Source organism: Pseudomonas sp. S12(2018) (assembly GCF_024355235.1).
Classification (GTDB): Bacteria; Pseudomonadota; Gammaproteobacteria; order Pseudomonadales; family Pseudomonadaceae; genus Aquipseudomonas; species Aquipseudomonas palmensis.
The window spans coordinates 353,233-373,515 of sequence record NZ_QLAD01000007.1; the positions used below are offsets into that span (position 1 = coordinate 353,233).

At 62.7% G+C, this 20,283-nt stretch carries 15 protein-coding genes and 1 tRNA gene; 5 read left to right on the forward strand and 11 right to left on the reverse strand.

What is annotated here, in order from left to right:
• Nucleotides 1-358: 358 nt before the first annotated feature.
• Nucleotides 359-1,495, forward strand: a complete 1,137-nt coding sequence (locus tag DN388_RS18695) for an RNA ligase RtcB family protein (RefSeq protein WP_078480873.1) — start codon at nt 359-361, stop codon at nt 1,493-1,495.
• A complete protein-coding gene (gene prfH / locus DN388_RS18700) occupies nt 1,495-2,115 on the forward strand; it encodes a peptide chain release factor H (RefSeq protein ID WP_123753467.1) in 621 nt (206 codons plus the stop codon). Before DN388_RS18695 ends, prfH begins: the two co-directional genes overlap by 1 nt.
• Nucleotides 2,116-2,297: 182 nt before the next feature.
• Here prfH and DN388_RS18705 read toward each other — a convergent pair.
• From DN388_RS18705 to rpsU, 5 genes are all read right to left on the reverse strand, one after another.
• Nucleotides 2,298-2,374: transfer RNA gene (locus DN388_RS18705), tRNA-Ile, on the reverse strand.
• A 13-nt stretch (nt 2,375-2,387) separates the two neighbouring features.
• Nucleotides 2,388-6,128, reverse strand: coding sequence for a bifunctional diguanylate cyclase/phosphodiesterase (locus DN388_RS18710; RefSeq protein WP_078480887.1), 3,741 nt, complete (start codon nt 6,126-6,128; stop codon nt 2,388-2,390).
• A 127-nt stretch (nt 6,129-6,255) separates the two neighbouring features.
• Nucleotides 6,256-8,109 (reverse strand): RNA polymerase sigma factor RpoD, encoded by a 1,854-nt coding sequence (rpoD, locus tag DN388_RS18715; protein ID WP_043863742.1) that lies wholly within the window; start codon nt 8,107-8,109, stop codon nt 6,256-6,258.
• 67 nt (nt 8,110-8,176) lie between these two features.
• On the reverse strand, nt 8,177-10,156 hold the full coding sequence (dnaG, locus tag DN388_RS18720; protein WP_043863743.1) for a DNA primase: 1,980 nt from the start codon (nt 10,154-10,156) through the stop codon (nt 8,177-8,179).
• A gap of 320 nt (nt 10,157-10,476) precedes the next feature.
• Nucleotides 10,477-10,692 carry a 30S ribosomal protein S21 gene (gene rpsU / locus DN388_RS18725; protein ID WP_002551877.1) on the reverse strand — a complete coding sequence of 72 codons (216 nt, stop codon included), beginning with the start codon at nt 10,690-10,692 and terminating at the stop codon, nt 10,477-10,479.
• Nucleotides 10,693-10,894: 202 nt separating this feature from the next.
• On the opposite strand from rpsU, the gene tsaD reads away from it, so the two are divergent.
• A complete protein-coding gene (tsaD, locus tag DN388_RS18730) occupies nt 10,895-11,920 on the forward strand; it encodes a tRNA (adenosine(37)-N6)-threonylcarbamoyltransferase complex transferase subunit TsaD (protein WP_054915962.1) in 1,026 nt (341 codons plus the stop codon).
• Between the two features lie 26 nt (nt 11,921-11,946).
• On the opposite strand, the gene plsY is transcribed toward tsaD, so the two are convergent.
• A complete protein-coding gene (gene plsY / locus DN388_RS18735) occupies nt 11,947-12,516 on the reverse strand; it encodes a glycerol-3-phosphate 1-O-acyltransferase PlsY (RefSeq protein WP_043863745.1) in 570 nt (189 codons plus the stop codon).
• Between the two features lie 74 nt (nt 12,517-12,590).
• Here plsY and folB point away from each other — a divergent pair, with 74 nt between their 5' ends.
• Nucleotides 12,591-12,944: a dihydroneopterin aldolase gene (folB, locus tag DN388_RS18740; protein WP_043863746.1), complete on the forward strand. Its 354-nt coding sequence runs from the start codon at nt 12,591-12,593 to the stop codon at nt 12,942-12,944.
• The gene (folK, locus tag DN388_RS18745; RefSeq protein WP_043863747.1) at nt 12,935-13,444 is read left to right on the forward strand and encodes a 2-amino-4-hydroxy-6-hydroxymethyldihydropteridine diphosphokinase; all 510 of its coding nucleotides are present in this window, start codon (nt 12,935-12,937) and stop codon (nt 13,442-13,444) included. Before folB ends, folK begins: the two co-directional genes overlap by 10 nt.
• Nucleotides 13,445-13,492: 48 nt before the next feature.
• On the opposite strand, the gene DN388_RS18750 is transcribed toward folK, so the two are convergent.
• The 5 genes from DN388_RS18750 to glpE form a co-directional block, all read right to left on the reverse strand.
• Nucleotides 13,493-14,722, reverse strand: coding sequence for a multifunctional CCA addition/repair protein (locus DN388_RS18750; RefSeq protein ID WP_054915961.1), 1,230 nt, complete (start codon nt 14,720-14,722; stop codon nt 13,493-13,495).
• A 64-nt stretch (nt 14,723-14,786) separates the two neighbouring features.
• A complete protein-coding gene (locus DN388_RS18755; protein WP_043863749.1) occupies nt 14,787-16,349 on the reverse strand; it encodes a SpoVR family protein in 1,563 nt (520 codons plus the stop codon).
• Nucleotides 16,346-17,617: a YeaH/YhbH family protein gene (locus DN388_RS18760; RefSeq protein WP_043863750.1), complete on the reverse strand. Its 1,272-nt coding sequence runs from the start codon at nt 17,615-17,617 to the stop codon at nt 16,346-16,348. Before DN388_RS18760 ends, DN388_RS18755 begins: the two co-directional genes overlap by 4 nt.
• Nucleotides 17,618-17,740: 123 nt before the next feature.
• A complete protein-coding gene (locus tag DN388_RS18765; protein ID WP_043863751.1) occupies nt 17,741-19,663 on the reverse strand; it encodes a PrkA family serine protein kinase in 1,923 nt (640 codons plus the stop codon).
• Between the two features lie 281 nt (nt 19,664-19,944).
• Nucleotides 19,945-20,274 carry a thiosulfate sulfurtransferase GlpE gene (gene glpE, locus DN388_RS18770; protein WP_043863752.1) on the reverse strand — a complete coding sequence of 110 codons (330 nt, stop codon included), beginning with the start codon at nt 20,272-20,274 and terminating at the stop codon, nt 19,945-19,947.
• Nucleotides 20,275-20,283 lie beyond the last annotated feature (9 nt).

Genomic DNA, 20,283 nt, shown 5'->3' on the forward strand with positions numbered 1-20,283 from the left:
AGTATGGTGGGCCCACACGGACTAGTGTTTAGCGTAATTGGCGAAATGGTTGGAAGCTGGGCACTGTACCGCCAGGGTATGTTTTTTGTACCGCGGAGCGGTCAGGTTTTTCGGCCATGACGTTGTTCTCCTGGTAAAAATGTGATCAAGGTTGTTGCAGGGTGGCAATTACACACCTAAGATGCCCGCCTTCTCTCACCCGACAGCAAAGGAGGTACATCATGCAACAGTTGATCACCCTTTGCAGGTCGCGCCTGGCTTGAACGCATTCGCCGCTACTCATTAGCGGTACCGCAACGCCCGGCCTCTGGCCTGCCAATCCGAACATCTTTTTGTTTCAACCCATCAGGATTGGACTATGGGCACTTGCATTCGCAATTTGTCCGACGGCGCCGTATTGGTCGCCGCGGACGACACCTGGATCGAAGGAAAAGCGATCCAACAACTCGAAACCACCGCTCGCCTAGGGGGCATGCATCGGGTGGCCGGCATGCCGGACCTGCATCCTGGGCGTGGCTATCCGGTCGGCGCGGCATTCTTTTCCGTGGGGCGTTTGTACCCGGCGCTGGTCGGCAATGACATCGGCTGTGGCATGGCGCTGTGGCGCACGGACATCCCGACCGCCAAGCTGCATCTGGACAAGCTGGAGAAACGCCTTGGCAACCTCGACCTGCCGCTCGACGAGACGTGGCAGGAGGCCGTCGCCAGCTTCGGTTTGCCTGCCACGGGGCACGAGCGTTCTCTAGGCACCATTGGTGGTGGTAACCACTTCGCCGAGCTGCAGCAACTTGATGAAAGCTACGACGATGCGGCCCTGGCAGCCTTGGGCATCGAGCGCAAACACCTGCTGTTGCTGGTGCACAGCGGCTCGCGTGGTTTGGGCGAGGCGATCTTGCGTGAGCAGGTCGACCTGTTCGGTCATCACGGACTGGAGGCGGGCAGCGAGGCCAGCACTCATTACCTGGGCCGGCACGACGGCGCGCTGCGTTTTGCCGAAGCCAACCGTCAGTTGATTGCCCGGCGCATGCTCGACCGCTTGCGTGCCGATGGCGATGTACTGCTCGACATCAACCACAACCTGGTGTCGCCAGCGCAGGTCGACGGGCTCGATGGTTGGCTGCATCGCAAAGGCGCCACACCGTCGGATCAGGGGGCGGTGGTGATCCCTGGTTCGCGCGGCGACTACAGCTACTTGGTACAGCCGATCGCCGACGAGCGCAGCCTGTTGTCCCTGGCCCATGGCGCCGGACGCAAATGGATGCGCAGCGAGTGCAAGGACCGCCTCGCCTCGCGCTACAGCGTCGAGCAACTGAGTCGTACGGCACTAGGCAGCCGCGTGATCTGCGCCGACCGGGCGCTGATCTACGAGGAAGCGCCGGAGGCCTACAAGGCTATCGGCTCGGTGGTGGGTGCCTTGCGTGAAGCGGGGTTGGTTCGCGTGCTGGCACGACTGAAACCGGTGCTGACCTACAAGACGCGCGGAGGGTGCTGCTGATGATCCTGCTGCAACTCTCGGCGGCTCAGGGGCCGGAAGAATGTGCCCTTGCAGTGGCCAAGGCATTGCTCAGGCTGCAGGCCGAAGCGGATGCCCAGGCCGTGGCGGTACGGATACTCGAAGAAGAGCCGGGGCCGCGGCGCGGTACCTTGCGCTCGGTGTTGCTGGCACTGGATGGCGAGCAGGCCGAGCGCCTGGCGGATCACTGGACGGGCTCGCTGCAATGGACGTGCAGCAGTCCGTACCGGCCGGGGCATGCGCGCAAGAACTGGTTCTTTGGGGGTGCACGGTTTGCGCCACCGGCACCGGAATTGGCGAGCGAGATCCACTTCGAGACCTTGCGTTCGTCCGGGCCGGGTGGTCAGCATGTCAACACCACCGACTCGGCAGTGCGCGCCACGCACCTGGCCAGCGGCGTCAGCGTCAAGGTACAGAGCGAGCGTAGCCAGCACGCCAACAAACGCTTGGCGCTGCTGCTCATCGGGCAACGCCTGGCGCAACAGGCAGAGCAGGTCGACAGCGAACTGCGCGCGGAGCGGCGGTTGTTCCATCACCGCATCGAGCGTGGCAATCCACGTCGGGTGTTTCGCGGCGAGCGCTTCAAGCCGGCTGACGAGTAGATTGTGTGCGAATAGTCGTCGAGCAAAAGTCAGGCCGGGCGGCGTAGGCTATGCCGGCCCCACAAAAACGGATGAGGAAAGGACCCGGCTCGCACTCGGGTTTACGAGTTGCAAATGAGCACTGCGTATCTGAGGCGATCCCGCCAAAAACGCAAAAGCCGCGCAATGCGCGGCTTTGAGTATGGTGGGCCCACACGGACTTGAACCGTGGACCAAAGGATTATGAGTCCTCTGCTCTAACCAACTGAGCTATAGGCCCCAGTGGTCGCGGATTATAGCGAGGGTTTCGAGGCTGTGCTATCCGAAAGATCCGAAACTGCCCGGCGTAGAAAGGTCGCGGCGAATTCAGGCGCCGCCAGCGGCAGGCTGACGATGTAGCCCTGGATCTGTTCGCAACCCTCGGCCGCCAGAAATTGCTGCTGCGCCTGGTTCTCCACGCCCTCGGCGATGATGGTCAGCTGCATGCTGCGCCCCAGCGCAATGATCGCCCGCGCAATCGCCGCATCGTGCGGGTCATCCGGCAGGCCGCGGATGAACGACTGGTCGATCTTGAGGATGTCCAGAGGCAGGCGTTTGAGGTAACTGAGCGAGGAGTAGCCGGTGCCGAAGTCGTCGATGGCCAGTTGTACACCGATGCGCTTGAGCTGGTGCAGGATGGCCAGCGCCTCCTCGGCCTGGCTCATGATGAAGTTCTCGGTGATCTCCAGCTGCAGGTCACCCGCCTTGAGCTGGTGAGTGCGCAGCAATTGCTCGATGCGCTGTACCAGCAACGGCTGACGCAACTGCGCGCCCGCCAGGTTGACCGACAGCGGCCCGAACGCAAGGTAGCTGTGCTTCCACGCTTGCATCTGCCGGCACGCCTGCTCCAACACCCAGTCGCCCAGCTGCAGAATCATGCCATTTTCTTCAGCCAGCGAGATGAAGTGCTCCGGCGGTACGTCGCCGAAGGTCGGGTGGCGCCAGCGAATCAGTGCCTCGGCGCCCACCAGGCTCTGGGTCTTGAGGCTGAACTTGGGCTGGTAGCTCAGGCTCAGTTCCTTGCGCTCGATGGCGCGGCGCAGTTCGTGCTCCAGCGCGATGCGCTCGGCGGCCTGGGCGGTCAGGTCGCGGGTGTAGCTCTCGACCCGGTTGCGCCCCTTGGCCTTGGAGCGGTACATGGCCGCATCGGCGTTGCGGATCAACGAGGCCACGTCGGTGCCGTCCTGGGGGTACAGGCTGGTGCCGATACTGGCACTGGTGAAGAACTCGTGTTCGCCGGCCTGGAACGGTGCGCCAAAGCAGGCCAGTAGCTTGTTGGCGATATGCTCGGCATCGCTTGGCTGGTGCAGGCCGGGCAGCAGGATGATGAATTCGTCCCCGCCCAGGCGTGCCACGGTGTCGTTGTCGCGCACCTGTTCTTTCAGGCGCTGCGCGATTGCCTTGAGCAGCAGGTCGCCGACCGGGTGGCCGAGGCTGTCGTTGATGTGCTTGAAGCGGTCCAGGTCGAGGAACAGTACCGCGCCCTGGCGACCCGAAGGCTGCGGGCTGCTGAGGGCGGCCTGCAGCCGGCTTTCGAACAGGGTGCGGTTGGGCAGGCCGGTGAGGGGGTCATGGTGGGCCTGGTAGTCGAGCTCGGCCTGGGCATGCTTGAGGCTGGAGATGTCGGCGAACACGGCGACGAAGTGGGTGATCTCACGCTCGTGATTGCGCACGGCGCTGATTGTCAGCCACGCAGGGTAGAGCTCGCCGCTCTTGCGCCGGTTCTGGATTTCGCCCTGCCAGTGGCCCTCGGCGGTCAGTTGATGCCACAGGGCGGCGTAGAAGGCGCTGTCGTGCTGGCCCGAGGCGAGCAGGCGCGGGGTCTGGCCCAGCGCTTCGAACTCGCTGTAGCCGGTGATTTCGCTGAACGCGCGGTTGACCGCACTGATGTGCTGGTCGATGTCGGTGATCAGTACGCCTTCGGCCGTGTTTTCAAACACAGTGGCCGCCAGTTGCAGTTTTTCCTGCATCAGATGGCGCTCGGTGATGTCGCGGGCGATGGTCAGCATGCAGTCCACGCCGGCAATCGGCAGCGGCCGCGCCGAGACTTCGCACAGGCGGATCTGCCCGTCGGCGCGGCGGATGTGGCAGCTGAAGTCGCGTACGAAGCCGTTTCGGTTCAGCAGCTCGAGCAGTTGCCGGCGCTCGTTGAGGTCTACCCAGATGCCCAGCTCCAGGGTGCTGTGGTCCAGTACCTGGCTATCGAAGCCGGTGATGCGGCAGAACCCGTCGTTGACCTCGATCAGCAGCCCGTCGCTCTGGCGCGACAGCAGCAGGCCGTCAGGCGAGGCGTGGAAGGCCTTGGCGAACTTTTCTTCGGAGGTCTGCAGTTGCTCCTGGGTCTGTTTGAGCTGGCTGATGTCGCGCACCGCCACCACCAGCGCCGGGGTGCTGTCCAGGTCGAAGATCTCCGCCGAGGTGAGCCCGGTGAACAGCTGGCCGTTGCTGCGCCGAAAAGGCATTTCGAGGTTGCGGATGTTGCCGCCCTGCAGGCGCTGCAGCGGGGCTGGCCCCTGGTCTTCGATGCCCCACAGGTTGAGCTCGGCGGCGGTGCGGCCGATCACCTGGTCCTGGCTCAGACCGATCTGGTCCTCGAAGGCTTCGTTGACCTCCAGCAGGCAGCCATCGCTGACCCGGGCGATCAGCAGGATGTCGGGGCATTGCTGGAACACCGAGGCGAATTTCTGCTCCGACAGACGCAGGGCCTGCTCGGTGTTCTTGGTTTCGCTGATGTCGATCATCAGCCCGCGCATCACCGGGGTGTGCCCATGCTCGATCAGGCTGACGATGTCGCGTACCCACAGCACCCTGCCATCGGCGCGGATCACCCGGTAGTCCAGGCTGTGGTCGCGGCCGGCGGCGGTTTCGCTGTCGCAGTAGGCCTGGGCCCAGAGGGCGTCGTCCGGGTGCAGGATGTCGCGCCAGAAGCCGGGCTTGAGCCATTGGCTGATCGGGTAGCCGAGCAGGTCTTCGGCGTGGGGCGAGACATAGCTGTAGGTGAAGTTGTTGGCATCGGCTTCCCAGGCAATCGCCGAGAGGCTCTCGACCAGGCCGCGGTAGTGGTACTCGCTGCTGCGCAGCTCCTGTTCCAGGGCTATGCGCCGGGAAATTTCCGAGCTTAGCCGGCGGTTGACGCGCATCACCGCCGCCAGTATCGCCACCAGCAGCAGGATGCCGGGCAGGCCGTAGAGCAGCAGGTCGCGCCAGCGGTTGCTGTTTTCCAGCACTTTGCCGACCCAGCGCTCCTGGATATGACTGAGCTCGGCCGGGCTCATGTCGGCAATCACCTTGTCGAGGATGCCGATCAGCATCTTCTGTTGGCGCGGGGCCGCCATGGCCAGCTGGTAGCGGTAAGGGGTTTCGCCGCTGACGTAGAGCCCTTCGAGCTTTAGCTGGCGCAGGCTCCAGACGCTGGAGGCGAGGTCGCCGACCACGGCATCGACTTCGTCGGTGGCCAGGGCCTGAAGCGCCGAGCTGACATTGGGCAGCGCCACCAGGTTGAGGTCAGGGTGGTGGGTACGCAGCAGTTCGTGTGGGGCGTAGTTCTCCACCACGGCGACTTTCAGGCCGTACAGCTCCTTGAGGTCACGTGGCCTGGGCCCGCCTTCGTGGGCCAGGATCACGATGGGGAAGTCGAGGTAAGGGCGGGTGAAGGCCAGGTAGCCCTGGCGTTCGGGGGTGGACATGATGCCGGGCAGCAGGTCCAGCTGGCCCTGCCGGGCCTGTTGGAGCACGGCCGACCAACTGCTCGGCTCGATCGGCGTGAACACAACACCCAGGCGCTCCTGGATCAACGCAATGTAGTCGGCGGCCAATCCCTGGTACTTGCCGTCCTGGTCACGGTATTCGAAGGGTGGCCAGGATGCGTCGACGCCCAGGCGCAGCTGCGGATGCGCACTGAGCCAGGCTTTCTCTTCGTCGTTCAGGGTCAAGGCGCCGGCCGCTGCACTCCACATCAGCAGGAGGGGCAGCACGAGGGCCGGCAGTCTGGGCATAGCGGCCTCGTCACTCAAGTGGATAGATTCGAGTGTAGACGGGGGTTTGGCCGAAGGGCGAAGAACGCAGGGGTTAAAACGTCAGGGCCTGAAAAAGAAAAACCCCGGCATTTGCCGGGGTTCGTCATTACTCGTCGAGGAAGGAGCGCAGATGCTCGCTTCGCGTCGGGTGGCGTAGCTTGCGCAACGCCTTGGCCTCGATCTGACGGATCCGCTCGCGGGTCACGTCAAACTGCTTGCCTACCTCTTCGAGGGTGTGGTCGGTGTTCATGTCGATACCGAAACGCATGCGCAGCACCTTGGCTTCACGTGCGGTCAGGCCGGAGAGCACGTCCCGGGTCGCTTCCTTCAGGCTTTCGACCGTGGCCACATCGATTGGCGACTGCATGGTCGAGTCCTCGATGAAGTCACCCAGGTGCGAATCTTCGTCGTCACCGATCGGGGTTTCCATGGAGATCGGCTCTTTGGCGATCTTGAGTACCTTGCGGATCTTGTCCTCAGGCATCTCCATGCGCTCACCCAGCTCTTCCGGGGTCGGTTCGCGACCCATTTCCTGCAGCATCTGCCGGGAAATGCGGTTGAGCTTGTTGATCGTCTCGATCATGTGCACCGGAATACGGATGGTGCGGGCCTGGTCGGCGATCGAGCGAGTGATCGCCTGACGGATCCACCAGGTGGCATAGGTCGAGAACTTGTAGCCACGACGGTATTCGAACTTGTCCACCGCTTTCATCAAGCCGATGTTGCCTTCCTGGATCAGGTCGAGGAATTGCAGGCCACGGTTGGTGTACTTCTTGGCGATGGAGATCACCAGACGCAAGTTGGCTTCGACCATCTCTTTCTTCGCGCGGCGGGCCTTGGCCTCACCGATCGACATGCGACGGTTGATGTCCTTGATCTCGGCGATCGTCAGGCCGGTCTCTTCCTGCAGGTCGATCAGCTTTTGCTGGCAACGCACGATATCGGCGTCCAGGCGGCCCAGTGCTTCGGCCCACTTGGCGCTGCGCTTGGACAGATCGCCGCTCCAGGTGGTGTCCACTTCGTTGCTCGGGAACAGACGCAGGAAGTCGGCACGTGGCATGCGGGCATCACGCACACACAGTTGCATGATGGCGCGTTCCTGGGCGCGCAGGCGCTCCAGGGCGCTGCGCACGCGCTCCACCAGTACTTCGAACTGCTTGGGTACCAGCTTGATCGGCATGAACAGCTCGGCCAGTTGCAGCAGCTCGGCAATGCCTTGCTTGCTGTGGCGACCGTGCTTCTTCAGGACCTTGGCGGTTGCTTCCAGCTGGTCGGCGACAGCGCCGAAACGCTGCTGGGCGACGACCGGATCGGGGCCGCTTTCGACCTCGTCCTCTTCATCGCTGGCGCCTTCCTTCTCTTCTTCCTCGTCGTCGTCCGCATCGGCCTTGGCCGGGGCTTTCGGATCGACGGGCGGCGGTACTTCGGCCGGCGGCGCGATGCCGTCATCCGGGTCGATGTAGCCACTGAGCACGTCGGACAGACGGCCACCTTCGGTGGTGACGCGGTCGTATTCGCCGAGGATGTAGTCGACGGTGCCCGGGAAGTGCGCAATGGCGCCCATCACTTCACGGATACCTTCTTCGATACGCTTGGCGATTTCGATTTCGCCTTCGCGGGTCAGAAGCTCGACGGTACCCATTTCACGCATGTACATGCGCACCGGGTCTGTCGTGCGACCGATATCGGTCTCCACGGCCGCCAACGCTGCGGCAGCTTCTTCGGCGGCGGCTTCGTCGGTATCGGCCTCGGCCAACAAAAGGGCATCCGCATCCGGAGCACTCTCGAATACGTTGATCCCCATGTCGTTGATCATGCGGATGATGTCTTCCACCTGCTCCGGATCTGAAATATCCTCTGGCAGGTGGTCGTTGACCTCCGCGTAAGTCAGGTAGCCCTGCTCACGACCGCGGGTGATCAACTCTTTGATGCGAGACTGCTGTTGCGCTTTTCCGGACATAACACCCTATCCACTGAAGGTCTTGGCGGGCAAAAAACAAGCCGAGGATTATACCCGAGCTAGGACCTCACGCGCCAGTTGAGGTCGGGGTTTGTGCGGGAACATTCCGGCTTAACAGGTCACGCAGCTGATTTTTCTCGTCTGCGCTCAACTCACTTTGACGTGCTTTCCTGAGCAGATGTTCCAGGCTGCGCTCGCGTTGGCGAGCGGACAAGCTAGTTATGGTGTCGAAAAACTGTTGTTCAAGGTTGTCGGCATCGATCAGCCATTCCTTTTCTGCCAATGCGCGCAACAATCGGCCCTGTTCGGTGCCGTGCCAACGCGCGATCAGCTGTAAGGAGCGTAGCTCAGGATTCTTTTGCAAGGCTTCGAGCAACGCCACCAGCAACTGGGCATACACATGCTCTTCAGCGGCGAAATGGCTGGCATCCTCGACCTTCTTGGCCAGTTGCGGATGGTGCATGAGGGTGCGCAGGGCGCTCAAGGTCGGCGGTTCCACCGACGTCGGCACCCGCGGCGGTGGCTGGAAGTCGCGTTTGCCGTTCTTGTCCCACGGCTTGCCCTTCTTGTCCCAGGGCTTGCCTTCCCACTTCTTCTTCTGTCCGCCCTGGCTTGGTGTCCATTGTTGCTGCTGCGGCTGGAAATGCTCGGGCTGGTGGAAGTCGCTGTAATCCGGGCTGTAGTCGGGAATCGCATCGTAGTCGATGCCCGGGTCGTACGCCGGTGGCGCCTCGCTGGGGGCGCTGTGGGCCAGCTGTTCGACCTGGTGCAGGTCCAGGCCGGTTATTTCGCGCAGGCGGTTGCGCATCAGGGCCTTGAGGTTGGCACCGGGCACTTTGTCGATCAAGGGCGCGGCCAGGGTCACCATGTGCGCCTTGCCTTCGAGCGACCGCGGGTCGGCTTCTTCGGTCAGTTGCTGGAAGAAGTAATCGGCCAGCGGCTGAGCATGCTGGTTGATGCGCGCACGGAAGGCGTCGGTGCCCTCGGCACGCACCAGGGTGTCCGGGTCTTCGCCTTCTGGCAGGAACAGAAAGCGCGCCTTGCGCCCGTCCTGCAGGCTCGACAGCGTGGCTTCCAGGGCACGCCAGGCGGCATTGCGGCCGGCCTGGTCGCCGTCGAAGCAGAACAGCACGCTGGGCACCACGCGGAACAGGCGCTTGAGGTGGTCTTCGCTGGTGGCGGTGCCAAGGGTGGCCACGGCATTGCGCAAACCTTGCTGGGCCAGGGCGATGACGTCCATGTAGCCCTCGACCACGATGATCTCGTCGAGGTTGCGGTTGAACTTGCGTGCCTCGTACAGCCCGTAGAGCTCCTGGCCCTTGTGGAACACAGGGGTTTCGGGGGAGTTCAGGTACTTGGGCTTGTCGTCGCCCAGCACCCGCCCGCCGAAGGCGATGACCCGGCCACGGCTGTCGCGGATGGGGAACATCACGCGGTCGCGGAAGCGGTCATAGCGCTTGCCGGTCTCGGCATTCTCGATCAGCAGGCCGGCGTCGACCATGGCCTTTTGCTGCAGGGCGTCGCTGCTCAGGTGCTTGAACAGGTTGTCCCAGCCCGGCGGCGCGAAGCCCAGGCCGAAGTCGCGGGCGATTTCGCCGGACAGGCCGCGGCCCTTGAGGTATTCGACGGCCGAGCGGCGTGTCGGGTGGTTCTTCAGGGCCTGGCGATAGAACTCGGCAGCGGCTTCGAGCAGCGGGTACAGCGGCGAATCGGTGGGCTGGCGGGGCTTTTGCCCGCGGCTGCTTTCTTCGCGCGGCACTTCCATGCCGGCGGCCTTGGCCAGCTCTTCGACAGCCTGGGGGAAGTCCAGGTTGTCGTGGTCCATGATGAAGCCCAGGGCGTTGCCGCCGGCGCCGCAACCGAAGCAGTAGTAGAACTGCTTGTCGGGGCTGACGCTGAAGGAGGGGGTCTTCTCCTTGTGGAACGGGCAGCAGGCCGTGTGGTTCTTGCCGGACTTTTTCAGGTTTACACGCGAACTCACCACGTCGACGATGTCGGTGCGGTTGAGGAGGTCGTCAATAAAACTCTGGGGAATCAGCCCGGCCATGGCACTCTCGTCATCAGGCGACAATCAAGTGTAATCGCTAATGCTGCGGGAACAGCGACGCATTCGATGCAAGCTCGAATGACGTGACACAAAAAAGGAAAGGGGTGTGCTCGTCTGCAGCCGGTGAAGGCTCGTCAGGGGTGACGTGCACTGCTGGCGGTTAGGCCAGGTCTGACGTGTGAGGCAGGCTTGCCCTTGCTGCATAGCAGTTTGGGCATCTCAGGCGCTCGACCCGAAGGTCCAGGCCAGAGGAAACAGCATCAACTGCCGACAGCCCGGCTTGCACCGGGCATGGCAGAAGCTGGCGACGAACGTCTGTATCAGTACAGACGAACGGCGCGGCGCTGTTCGCGCTGAACTTTCTTGGCGTGGCGTTTGACAGCGGCTGCTGCCTTGCGCTTACGCTCGGAAGTTGGCTTCTCGTAAAATTCGCGGCTACGAACTTCAGCCAGTACACCGGCTTTTTCGCAGGAGCGCTTGAAACGACGCAGAGCTACGTCGAAGGGTTCGTTCTCTTTAACTTTGACGGCTGGCATCCAGAGCTACCTTCATTCATTACCGGGGGTCAACGAACTCGTGGCAAATATGTGCACTGGAGAACGTCGGTTTTTAAGGGTTGCGGATGTTAACCCTTAGCTGGCCTGAATGCAAAGCCTCTGATCGAAAACCGCTGGTCGGCACCGGGAGCGAGGACTATCATGCGCGCCTTCGAATTCAGCCCCAACAAGGCGCAAACCCATGCTAGTACTGGGATTGGAAACATCCTGCGACGAAACTGGTGTCGCATTATACGACAGCGAACGCGGCCTGCTGGCCGATGCACTGTTCAGTCAGATCGACCTGCACCGCGCGTATGGCGGGGTTGTGCCGGAGCTGGCCTCGCGTGATCACGTCAAGCGCATGCTGCCGTTGATCCGCCAGGTGCTGGCCGAGGCCGACTGCGTGGCCACCGAGATCGACGCCATCGCCTACACGGCAGGCCCTGGCCTGGTCGGGGCGCTGCTGGTGGGTGCTTCGTGCGCCCAGGCGCTGGCCTTTGCCTGGGGCATCCCGGCCCTGGGCGTGCACCACATGGAGGGCCACCTGCTGGCACCGATGCTCGAGGCGCAACCGCCGGAGTTTCCGTTCGTCGCCTTGCTGGTGTCGGGCGGCCATACGCAGTTGGTACGTGTGGATGGCATCGGCCAGTACGAACTGCTTGGCGAGTCCCTCGACGATGCGGCCGGCGAAGCGTTTGACAAGACGGCCAAGATGATGGGCCTGAACTATCCCGGTGGCCCGGAGATCGCGCGCCTGGCGCTGCAGGGCGTGCCGGGTCGGTTCGTGTTCCCGCGGCCGATGACCGATCGTCCGGGCCTGGATTTCAGCTTCAGCGGCCTGAAGACCTTTGCCCTGAACACCTGGCAGCAGTGCCAGCGTACCGGGGACGACACCGAGCAGACCCGTTGCGACATCGCTCTGGCGTTCCAGCAGGCGGTGGTGGAGACTTTGACCATCAAGTGCAAGCGCGCCCTCAAGCAGGCCGGGCTCAAGCGCCTGGTGATCGCAGGTGGGGTGAGTGCCAACAAGGCCCTGCGTGCCTCGCTGGAGGAGATGCTGGCCGGGCTCAAGGGCAATGTGTACTACGCGCGCCCCGAGTTCTGCACCGACAACGGCGCGATGATCGCCTATGCCGGGTGCCAGCGTCTGGCGGCCGGGCAGCGGGAAACCCTGGCGATCAGCGTGCAGGCACGCTGGCCGATGGAGCAGTTGCAGGGGCTGTGAGCATGAGCGCCGCTCATGTGAACGCCTCAGAAATGCCGTTCGCGCCCGGCAAAAAGGTCGCGTAGATTGCCGCGATGGCGCCATACGATGAGCACGGTCAGCACGCTCATCGGCAGAAGCGCCTCGGGCTCGCGCCAGGCCAGCAGGGGCAGGGCCAGGGGCGTTGCGATCAAGGCGGCCAGCGAGCTGGTGCGGGTCAGGTAGAAGGTCAGCAGCCATGCGCTGATGGCCAGCAGGGCGGCCGGGGGGTAGAGCCCCAGCAGCACGCCGGCGGCAGTGGCCACGCCCTTGCCGCCGCGAAAGCGGAAGTACAGCGGAAACAGGTGGCCGACCACCGCGCACAGGCCTATCCAGGCCTGCTGCTGCTCGTTGAGGCCGACCAGGCTGGCGATCAGCACGGGCAACAGGCCCTTGCACAGGTCGCCAAGCAGGGTCAGGATCGCCAGCTTGCGGCCTGCCAGACGCAGCATGTTGGTGGCGCCGGCATTGCCTGAGCCGCAGGCACGCGGGTCGGGGCTGCCGCTCAGGCGGCTGAGAACGATGGCGAAGGACAGCGAGCCGAGCAGGTAGGCGAGCGACGCCAGTAACCAAAACATGCTAACTATTCCGGGCGAGGACGCCCTGATTCTAGCGGCGCAAGGCGCCCTTGTCGTGCTGTGGAGAGAAGTGCTTGGACAGAGTGTTCATCGAAGGGCTGGAAGTCGACACCGTGATCGGCGCCTATGACTGGGAACGCGGTATTCGCCAGTGCCTGCGCCTGGACCTGCGGTTCGCCTGGGACAATCGCCCGGCGGCGGCCGGCGACGACCTGAGCCTGGCCCTGGACTATGCCAGCGTCACGGCACGTATCCAGGCATTTGCCGAACAGGCCAGCTATGAGCTGGTCGAGACGTTCGCCGAACGCCTGGCCAAGGTGCTGATGGACGAGTTCCAGATTCCCTGGCTGCAACTGAAGCTGACCAAGCCTGGCGCCATCGCGGCGGCAAGCGGGGTGGGCGTGGAGATCGAGCGCGGATGTCTCTGACCCCGGTATACCTAGGCCTTGGCAGCAACATCGAGCGCGAGCGGCACCTCGGCGCCGGGCTCGATGCGCTGGCTGCGATGCTCAGGGACATGCGCTGCTCGACGGTGTTCGAAAGCCAGGCGGTGGGCATCAAGAGCGGGCCGTTTTTCAATCTGGTGGTCACCGGCCTGACCGACCTGCCATTGCTTGAACTGGACCGTCGCCTGAAGTTCATCGAGGCCGACAACGGCCGTTATGCTCCGGATCGCAAGGGGCTGCCGTTGGATATCGACGTGCTGATGTATGGTGACCTGCACGGCAGTTTCGACGGCCTAGTGTTGCCAAGGGCCGAAATTCTCAAGAATGCGTTCGTCTTGTGGCCATTGTCGTTGATCGCGCCGGAACTGGTGCACCCTGGAGCAGGCAAGAGCATGGCCCAGTTGTGGCAGCAGGCGCAGATCGACCAGGTACTCGAACCGGTGCCATTCACCTGGAATGGCAAGGCGCTGCCGCTGGACTGACGGTCAGGGGCGGCAATCAGGAATCGCCGCCCTTGCCGGCCTATCGATTCAGGGTTTGGCGCTTTCCTTGTAGGCCTTGAGCGCATTCAGCCGCTCGCGCTTGATCGCCTCGCCCAGGCCCTGGCCGGTGAAGCCCTTCTCTACCAGTGGCTGCACCGCCACTGCCCGCGCGGCGTCTGCTGCGCCACGCAGGTAGGCGGCCTGTGGATAATCACGCTCCTCCAACCCCAGTCGCCCGCGCGCGTCCATCTCGCACGCGGCGATGAACTCTTCAAAGCGTTGCGGGCGCCGGTACACGTCGAAGCGCTGCAGCAACTCCAGCAAGGTCGATGCCTTCAGCTCCAGGGCCCGGTGGCCATGGGTATGGTACTCGCCCACCAGCAAGGCCAGTTCCTGGCAGTCGCGCGGTACCTTGAAGCGCTGGTTGACCGCCTTGATCGCCTTCAGCCCGCGGTGCTCATGGGCGATATGCCGCGGCCACTCCTCTTCGGGGGTCAGGCCTTTGCCCAGGTCATGCAGCAGGCAGGCCCAGCGTACCGTCAGCGGCTGGTTGTGACGGGCCGCCTGCTCCAGCACCGACAGGGTATGCACGCCGGTGTCGATTTCAGGATGATGCGCCGCAGGTTGCGGAACGCCGAACAGCACGTCGAGTTCGGGCATCAACTGCTTCAGCGCCCCGCAATCACGCAGCACCTGAATGAACACCTGGGGTTGCTCTTCCATCAGGGCGCGGGCGATTTCCTTCCAGCTGCGCTCGGCGGTAAGGGCCTGCAGTTCACCCGACTCGCTCAGCTCGCGCATCAGTGCGAGGGTTTCGGGGGCTACCTGGAAACCCAGCCCGGCATAGCGCGCGGCGAAACGCGCTACGCGCAGCACACGCAGGGGATCTTCGGCGAACGCGGGGGAAACGTGGCGTAAAATCCGGTCTTGGAGATCCTGCTGGCCCTTGTACGGGTCGGTGATCCGGCCCTGTTCGTCCTCGGCCATTGCATTGATGGTCAGGTCGCGCCGCACCAGGTCTTCTTCCAGTGTGACCTCGGGGCTGGCATGGAAGGTGAAGCCGCCATAGCCGCGCCCGCTTTTGCGCTCCGTACGCGCCAGTGCATATTCTTCACCGCTGTGAGGGTGAAGGAAGACGGGGAAGTCGGCCCCCACCGGACGGTAGCCCTGGGCCTGCATCTGCTCGACCGTCGCACCCACCACCACCCAGTCGATATCGGTGACCGGCCTGCCCAGCAGGCGGTCGCGCACAGCACCACCGACTTTATAGATCTGCATGAAAAAACCTCCGTTGAGGCCACAGGATACCCTGTCTGGCCACAACGGAGGTTGGCGCGGGCGGCTACAGGTGGACGACAGCCAGGTCCAGCCGTCCGTAGTCACCTTCGCCGTGTTCGCCCTTTGGGGGGACGTGGTGGGTCTTCATCACCTGGTCGCCTTGCAGGGTCTCCAGATGGATGTCGAAGCCCCACAGGCGGTGCAGGTGCTTGAGCACCTCGTCGGTGGAGTCGCCCAGCGGTTTGCGGTCATGTTGCTGGTGACGCAGCGTCAGCGAGCGGTCGCCACGCCGGTCTATGCTCCAGATCTGCACGTTGGGTTCGCGGTTGCCCAGGTTGTATTGCGCGGCCAGGATCTCGCGGATGGTGCGGTAGCCTGCTTCGTCGTGGATGGCCGGTACCAGCAGGTCGTCCTTCTGGTCGTCGTCCAGGATGCTGAACAGCTTGAGGTCGCGAATCACCGTGGGCGACAGGTACTGCAGGATGAAGCTCTCGTCCTTGAAGCTGCTCATGGCGAACTTGATGGTCGACAGCCAGTCGCTGCCGGCAATCTCGGGGAACCACCGGCGGTCTTCCTCTGTGGGGTGCTCGCACATGCGCCGGATGTCGCGGTACATGGCAAAACCCAGGGCATAGGGGTTGATGCCGCTGTAATAGGGACTGTCGAAGCCTGGCTGGAACACCACGCTGGTGTGCGACTGCAGAAACTCCATCATGAAGCCCTCGGTCACGAGGCCCTCGTCGTACAGGTCGTTCATCAGGGTGTAGTGCCAGAAGGTCGCCCAGCCTTCGTTCATCACCTGGGTCTGGCGTTGCGGGTAGAAGTACTGTGCGATCTTGCGCACGATGCGCACGATCTCGCGTTGCCAGGGTTCGAGCAGCGGGGCGTGCTTCTCGATGAAGTACAGGATGTTTTCCTGCGGTTCGGCCGGGAAGCGCGCGTTGTCTTTCTCGTTGTACTTGTCGGTGCCCTTGGGAATGGTGCGCCACAGGTCGTTGATCTGCTTTTGCAGGTGTTCTTCGCGGTCCTTCTGGCGGCGACGCTCTTCTTCGGCGGAGATCGGGTAGGGCCGCTTGTAGCGGTCGACGCCGTAGTTCATCAGGGCATGGCAGGAGTCCAGCAGGTCTTCCACCGCGTCGATGCCGTGGCGCTCCTCGCACTGGGTGATGTACTGCTTGGCGAACACCAGGTAGTCGATGATCGAGCTGGCGTCGGTCCAGGTGCGGAACAGGTAGTTGCCCTTGAAGAAGCTGTTGTGCCCGTAGCACGCGTGCGCTACCACCAGCGCCTGCATGCAGATGGTGTTCTCCTCCATCAGGTAGGCGATGCAGGGGTCGGAATTGATCACGATTTCGTAGGCCAGGCCCATCTGGCCGCGACTGTACGATTTTTCTGTGCTCAGGAAATGTTTGCCGTATGACCAGTGGTGATAGCCCAGCGGCATGCCGACCGACGCATAGGCGTCCATCATCTGCTCGGCGGTAATCACCTCGATCTGGTTGGGGTAGGTGTCCAGGGCGTAGCGCTCGGCCAGGCGACTGATTTCGCGGTCGTAGGCCTGGATCAGCTCGAACGTCCACTCGGACCCGGTGGAAAGGGGTTGGCGCTTCTGCTCTCTGGCGGTCATGTGGCTAACCTGCGCTGGAAGAGTTCACGGAAGACCGGGTAGATATCGCCGGCCGACACCAGCTGCTGCTGGGCGAAGGTATCGGCGAAGGCTTCGCCGATGCGTTCGTATTCGAACCACAAGGCCTGGTGTTCGCGAGGGGTGATCTCGACGTAAGTGTAGTACTGCACGAACGGCATGATCTGCTTGGTGAGGATCTCGCGGCAGATGGGCGAGTCGTCGTTCCAGTTGTCACCGTCCGAAGCCTGGGCCGCGTAGATGTTCCATTCGCTGGCCTGATAGCGCTCGGCCATGATTTCCTGCATCAGTTTCAGGGCGCTGGAGACGATGGTGCCGCCCGTCTCGCGGGAATAGAAGAACTCTTCCTCGTCCACTTCGCGCGCGCTGGTGTGATGGCGGATGAACACCACCTCGATCTTGTCGTAGTTTCGCTTCAGGAACAGGTACAGCAGGATGAAGAAACGCTTGGCGATGTCCTTGGTGGCCTGGGTCATGGAGCCGGACACGTCCATCAGACAGAACATCACGGCCTTGGAACTGGGGTTGGGCTGCTTGACCAGCAGGTTGTACTTGAGGTCGAAGGTGTCGAGAAAGGGTACGCGGTGGATACGTGCACTCAGACGTTCTATTTCCCCTTCGATTTCCTGGATATCGCCGAAGTTGTCCGGCTCTTCGCGCTTCAGGCGTGCCAGCTCTTCCTGGGCGGCGCGCAGTTTGGCGCGGCTGCTGCCCGACAGCGCAATGCGCCGCGCATGGGCTGAGCGCAGGGTGCGGATGATATTGATGCGCGAGGGGTTGCCTTCATTGCTGATGCCCGCGCGCACGGTCTTGAAGGTGTCGGTGCCGGTCAGGTGACGCTTGACCAGGTTGGGCAGCTCGAGGTCTTCGAACATGAACTCGAGGAATTCTTCCTGGGTGATCTGGAAGACGAACTCGTCCATGCCTTCGCCGGAATTGCCGGCCTTGCCCTTGCCGCCGCCTCCACCGCCGCCCTGCGGACGCGCGATATGCTCGCCGGCGGTGAACTCCTTGTTGCCCGGGTGTACGACGGTCTGCTTGCCGCCGCGTCCATGGTGCAGTACCGGTTCGTCGATATCCCGGCCAGGAATGCTGATCTGCTCGCCATGCTCCATGTCGGTGATGGAGCGACGGCTCACGGCCTCTTCGACGGCCTTCTTGATGTGGTCACGGTAACGCCGCAGAAAGCGCTGGCGGTTGACCGTGCTCTTGTTCTTGCCGTTCAGGCGTCGGTCGATCACATAGCTCATAGGCCCCTCCGGGAGTAGGCAGTAGCTGCAAGCTTCAAGCTTCTAGCTTCAAGATGGGCAGCGCTGTCGCTGCAGGCCCGGCGCGTACTCCGGGCTTGCCGCTGACAGCCTGACGCTTGCCGCTTATTGCGATTTCCTGACCCGCAGGTACCATTCCGAGAGCAGCCGGACCTGTTTGTCCGTGTAGCCGCGTTCGACCATTCGCGTAACGAAGTCGTTGTGCTTCTGCTGGTCCTCCTTGCTCGCCTTGGCGTTGAAGCTGATGACCGGCAGCAGGTCTTCGGTGTTGGAGAACATTTTCTTCTCGATCACCACCCGCAGTTTTTCGTAGCTCAGCCAGGTCGGGTTCTTGCCGTTGTTGTTGGCCCGCGCGCGCAGCACGAAGTTGACGATCTCGTTGCGGAAATCCTTCGGATTGCTGATGCCAGCCGGTTTCTCGATCTTCTCCAGCTCCTCGTTAAGGGCGATGCGGTTGAGGATCTCGCCAGTTTCGGGGTCGCGGTACTCCTGGTCCTGAATCCAGAAGTCGGCGTACAGCACATAACGGTCGAAGATGTTCTGCCCGTATTCGCTGTAGGACTCCAGGTAGGCGGTCTGGATTTCCTTGCCGATGAACTCGATGTAGCGCGGTGCCAGGTATTCCTTGAGGTAGCGCAGGTAGCGCTCGCGCACCTCGGCCGGGAACTGTTCCTGTTCGATCTGCTGCTCCAGCACGTACAGCAGGTGCACCGGGTTGGCCGCGATTTCATGGGGGTCGAAGTTGAACACCTTGGACAGGATCTTGAAGGCGAAGCGGGTCGACAGACCGTTCATGCCTTCGTCGACACCGGCCGAGTCGCGGTACTCCTGGATCGACTTGGCCTTCGGATCGGTGTCCTTGAGGTTCTCGCCGTCATACACGCGCATCTTGGAGTAGATGTTCGAGTTCTCCGGCTCCTTGAGGCGCGACAGCACCGTGAACTGGGCCAGCATCTTCAGGGTGTCGGGTGCGCAGTGGGCCTTGGCCAGGGAGCTGTTGAACAGCAGCTTGTCGTAGATCTTGATCTCGTCGCTCACGCGCAGGCAGTACGGCACCTTGACGATGTAGATCCGGTCGATGAACGCCTCGTTGTTCTTGTTGTTGCGAAAGCTGTGCCATTCCGATTCGTTGGAGTGGGCCAGCAGAATCCCGGAGTAGGGGATGGCGCCGAGGCCCTCGGTGCTGTTGTAGTTGCCCTCCTGGGTGGCGGTGAGCAGCGGGTGCAGGACCTTGATCGGTGCCTTGAACATCTCGACGAATTCCATCAGGCCCTGGTTGGCCCGGCACAGTGCGCCCGAATAGCTGTAGGCGTCGGCGTCGTTCTGCGGGAATTCCTCGAGCTTGCGGATATCGACCTTGCCCACCAGCGCCGAGATATCCTGGTTGTTCTCGTCGCCCGGCTCGGTCTTGGCCACGGCGATCTGGTTGAGGATCGAGGGGTAGAGCTTGACCACCTTGAACTGGCTGATGTCGCCGCCGAACTCGGCCAGGCGCTTGGTCGCCCAGGGCGACATGATGGTGTTCAGGTAGCGGCGCGGGATGCCGAAGTCCTCTTCGAGGATGGCGCCGTCCTCGGTGGCGTTGAACAGCCCCAGCGGGGACTCGAACACCGGCGAGCCCTTGATGGCGTAGAAGGGCACCTTTTCCATCAGCTGCTTGAGTTTTTCAGCCAGGGACGACTTGCCGCCACCCACCGGGCCGAGCAGGTAGAGGATCTGTTTCTTTTCCTCCAGGCCCTGTGCGGCATGGCGGAAGTAGGAAACGATCTGGTCGATGCATTCTTCCATCCCATGGAAGTCTTCGAAGGCGGGGTAGCGCCGGATCACCTTGTTGGAGAAGATCCGCGACAGCCGCGAATTGTTCGACGTGTCGACCAGTTCCGGCTCACCAATAGCCATCAACAGGCGTTCGGCCGCCGACGCATAGGCACTACGGTCCTGCTTGCAGAGCTCAAGATACTCCTGCAGCGAGAGCTCTTCCTGACGGGTGGACTCGAAACGTTGTTGGAAGTGGCTAAAAATACTCATGACGTCACCTCGCTCGATACGTGGAGCCGACGTCGGATCGATCAGTTGATGCTGGCATGCAGACGGCACTGCCGCCTGCTGTATACCCCCCAGAACACCCTTGGAACCTTACCGATGACCCGCACGCCGGTGTACCGGCTCTCCCCTTTTTGGATGGCCTGGGCTTAAGGATAGTTGGTAATCGGCGAGGTCAAGGGCGGTTGGGCGATTAGTTCGCCACGACCGTTCGTCTGGTCTGGCGCGAGCCCGCGCAGGGCGCGGGCTGCAGGCCAACAAAAAAATTATTCGGCGGAGCCCTGGGCGGTTTCTGCCGGGAAGGTGGCGCGCCACAGCTCGAAGCCGCCGTCGAGGCTGTAGACGTCGGAAAAACCCTGGCTGACCAGATACGCGGCCGCGCTCTGGCTGGAGTTGCCGTGGTAGCAGACCACCACGGTGGGGGCGTCGAGGTCGGCGCCGCGGATGAAATCGGCGACCGACTGGTTGTCCAGGTGGCGGGCGCCGGTGATGTGGCCGTTGGCAAAGGTGGGCTGGTCGCGGATATCGACCACCACGGCGCCTTGCGCACGCAGCGCCTGAGCCTGCTCTGGAGGGATACGTTTGAATTCGCTCATGGGCGGGTC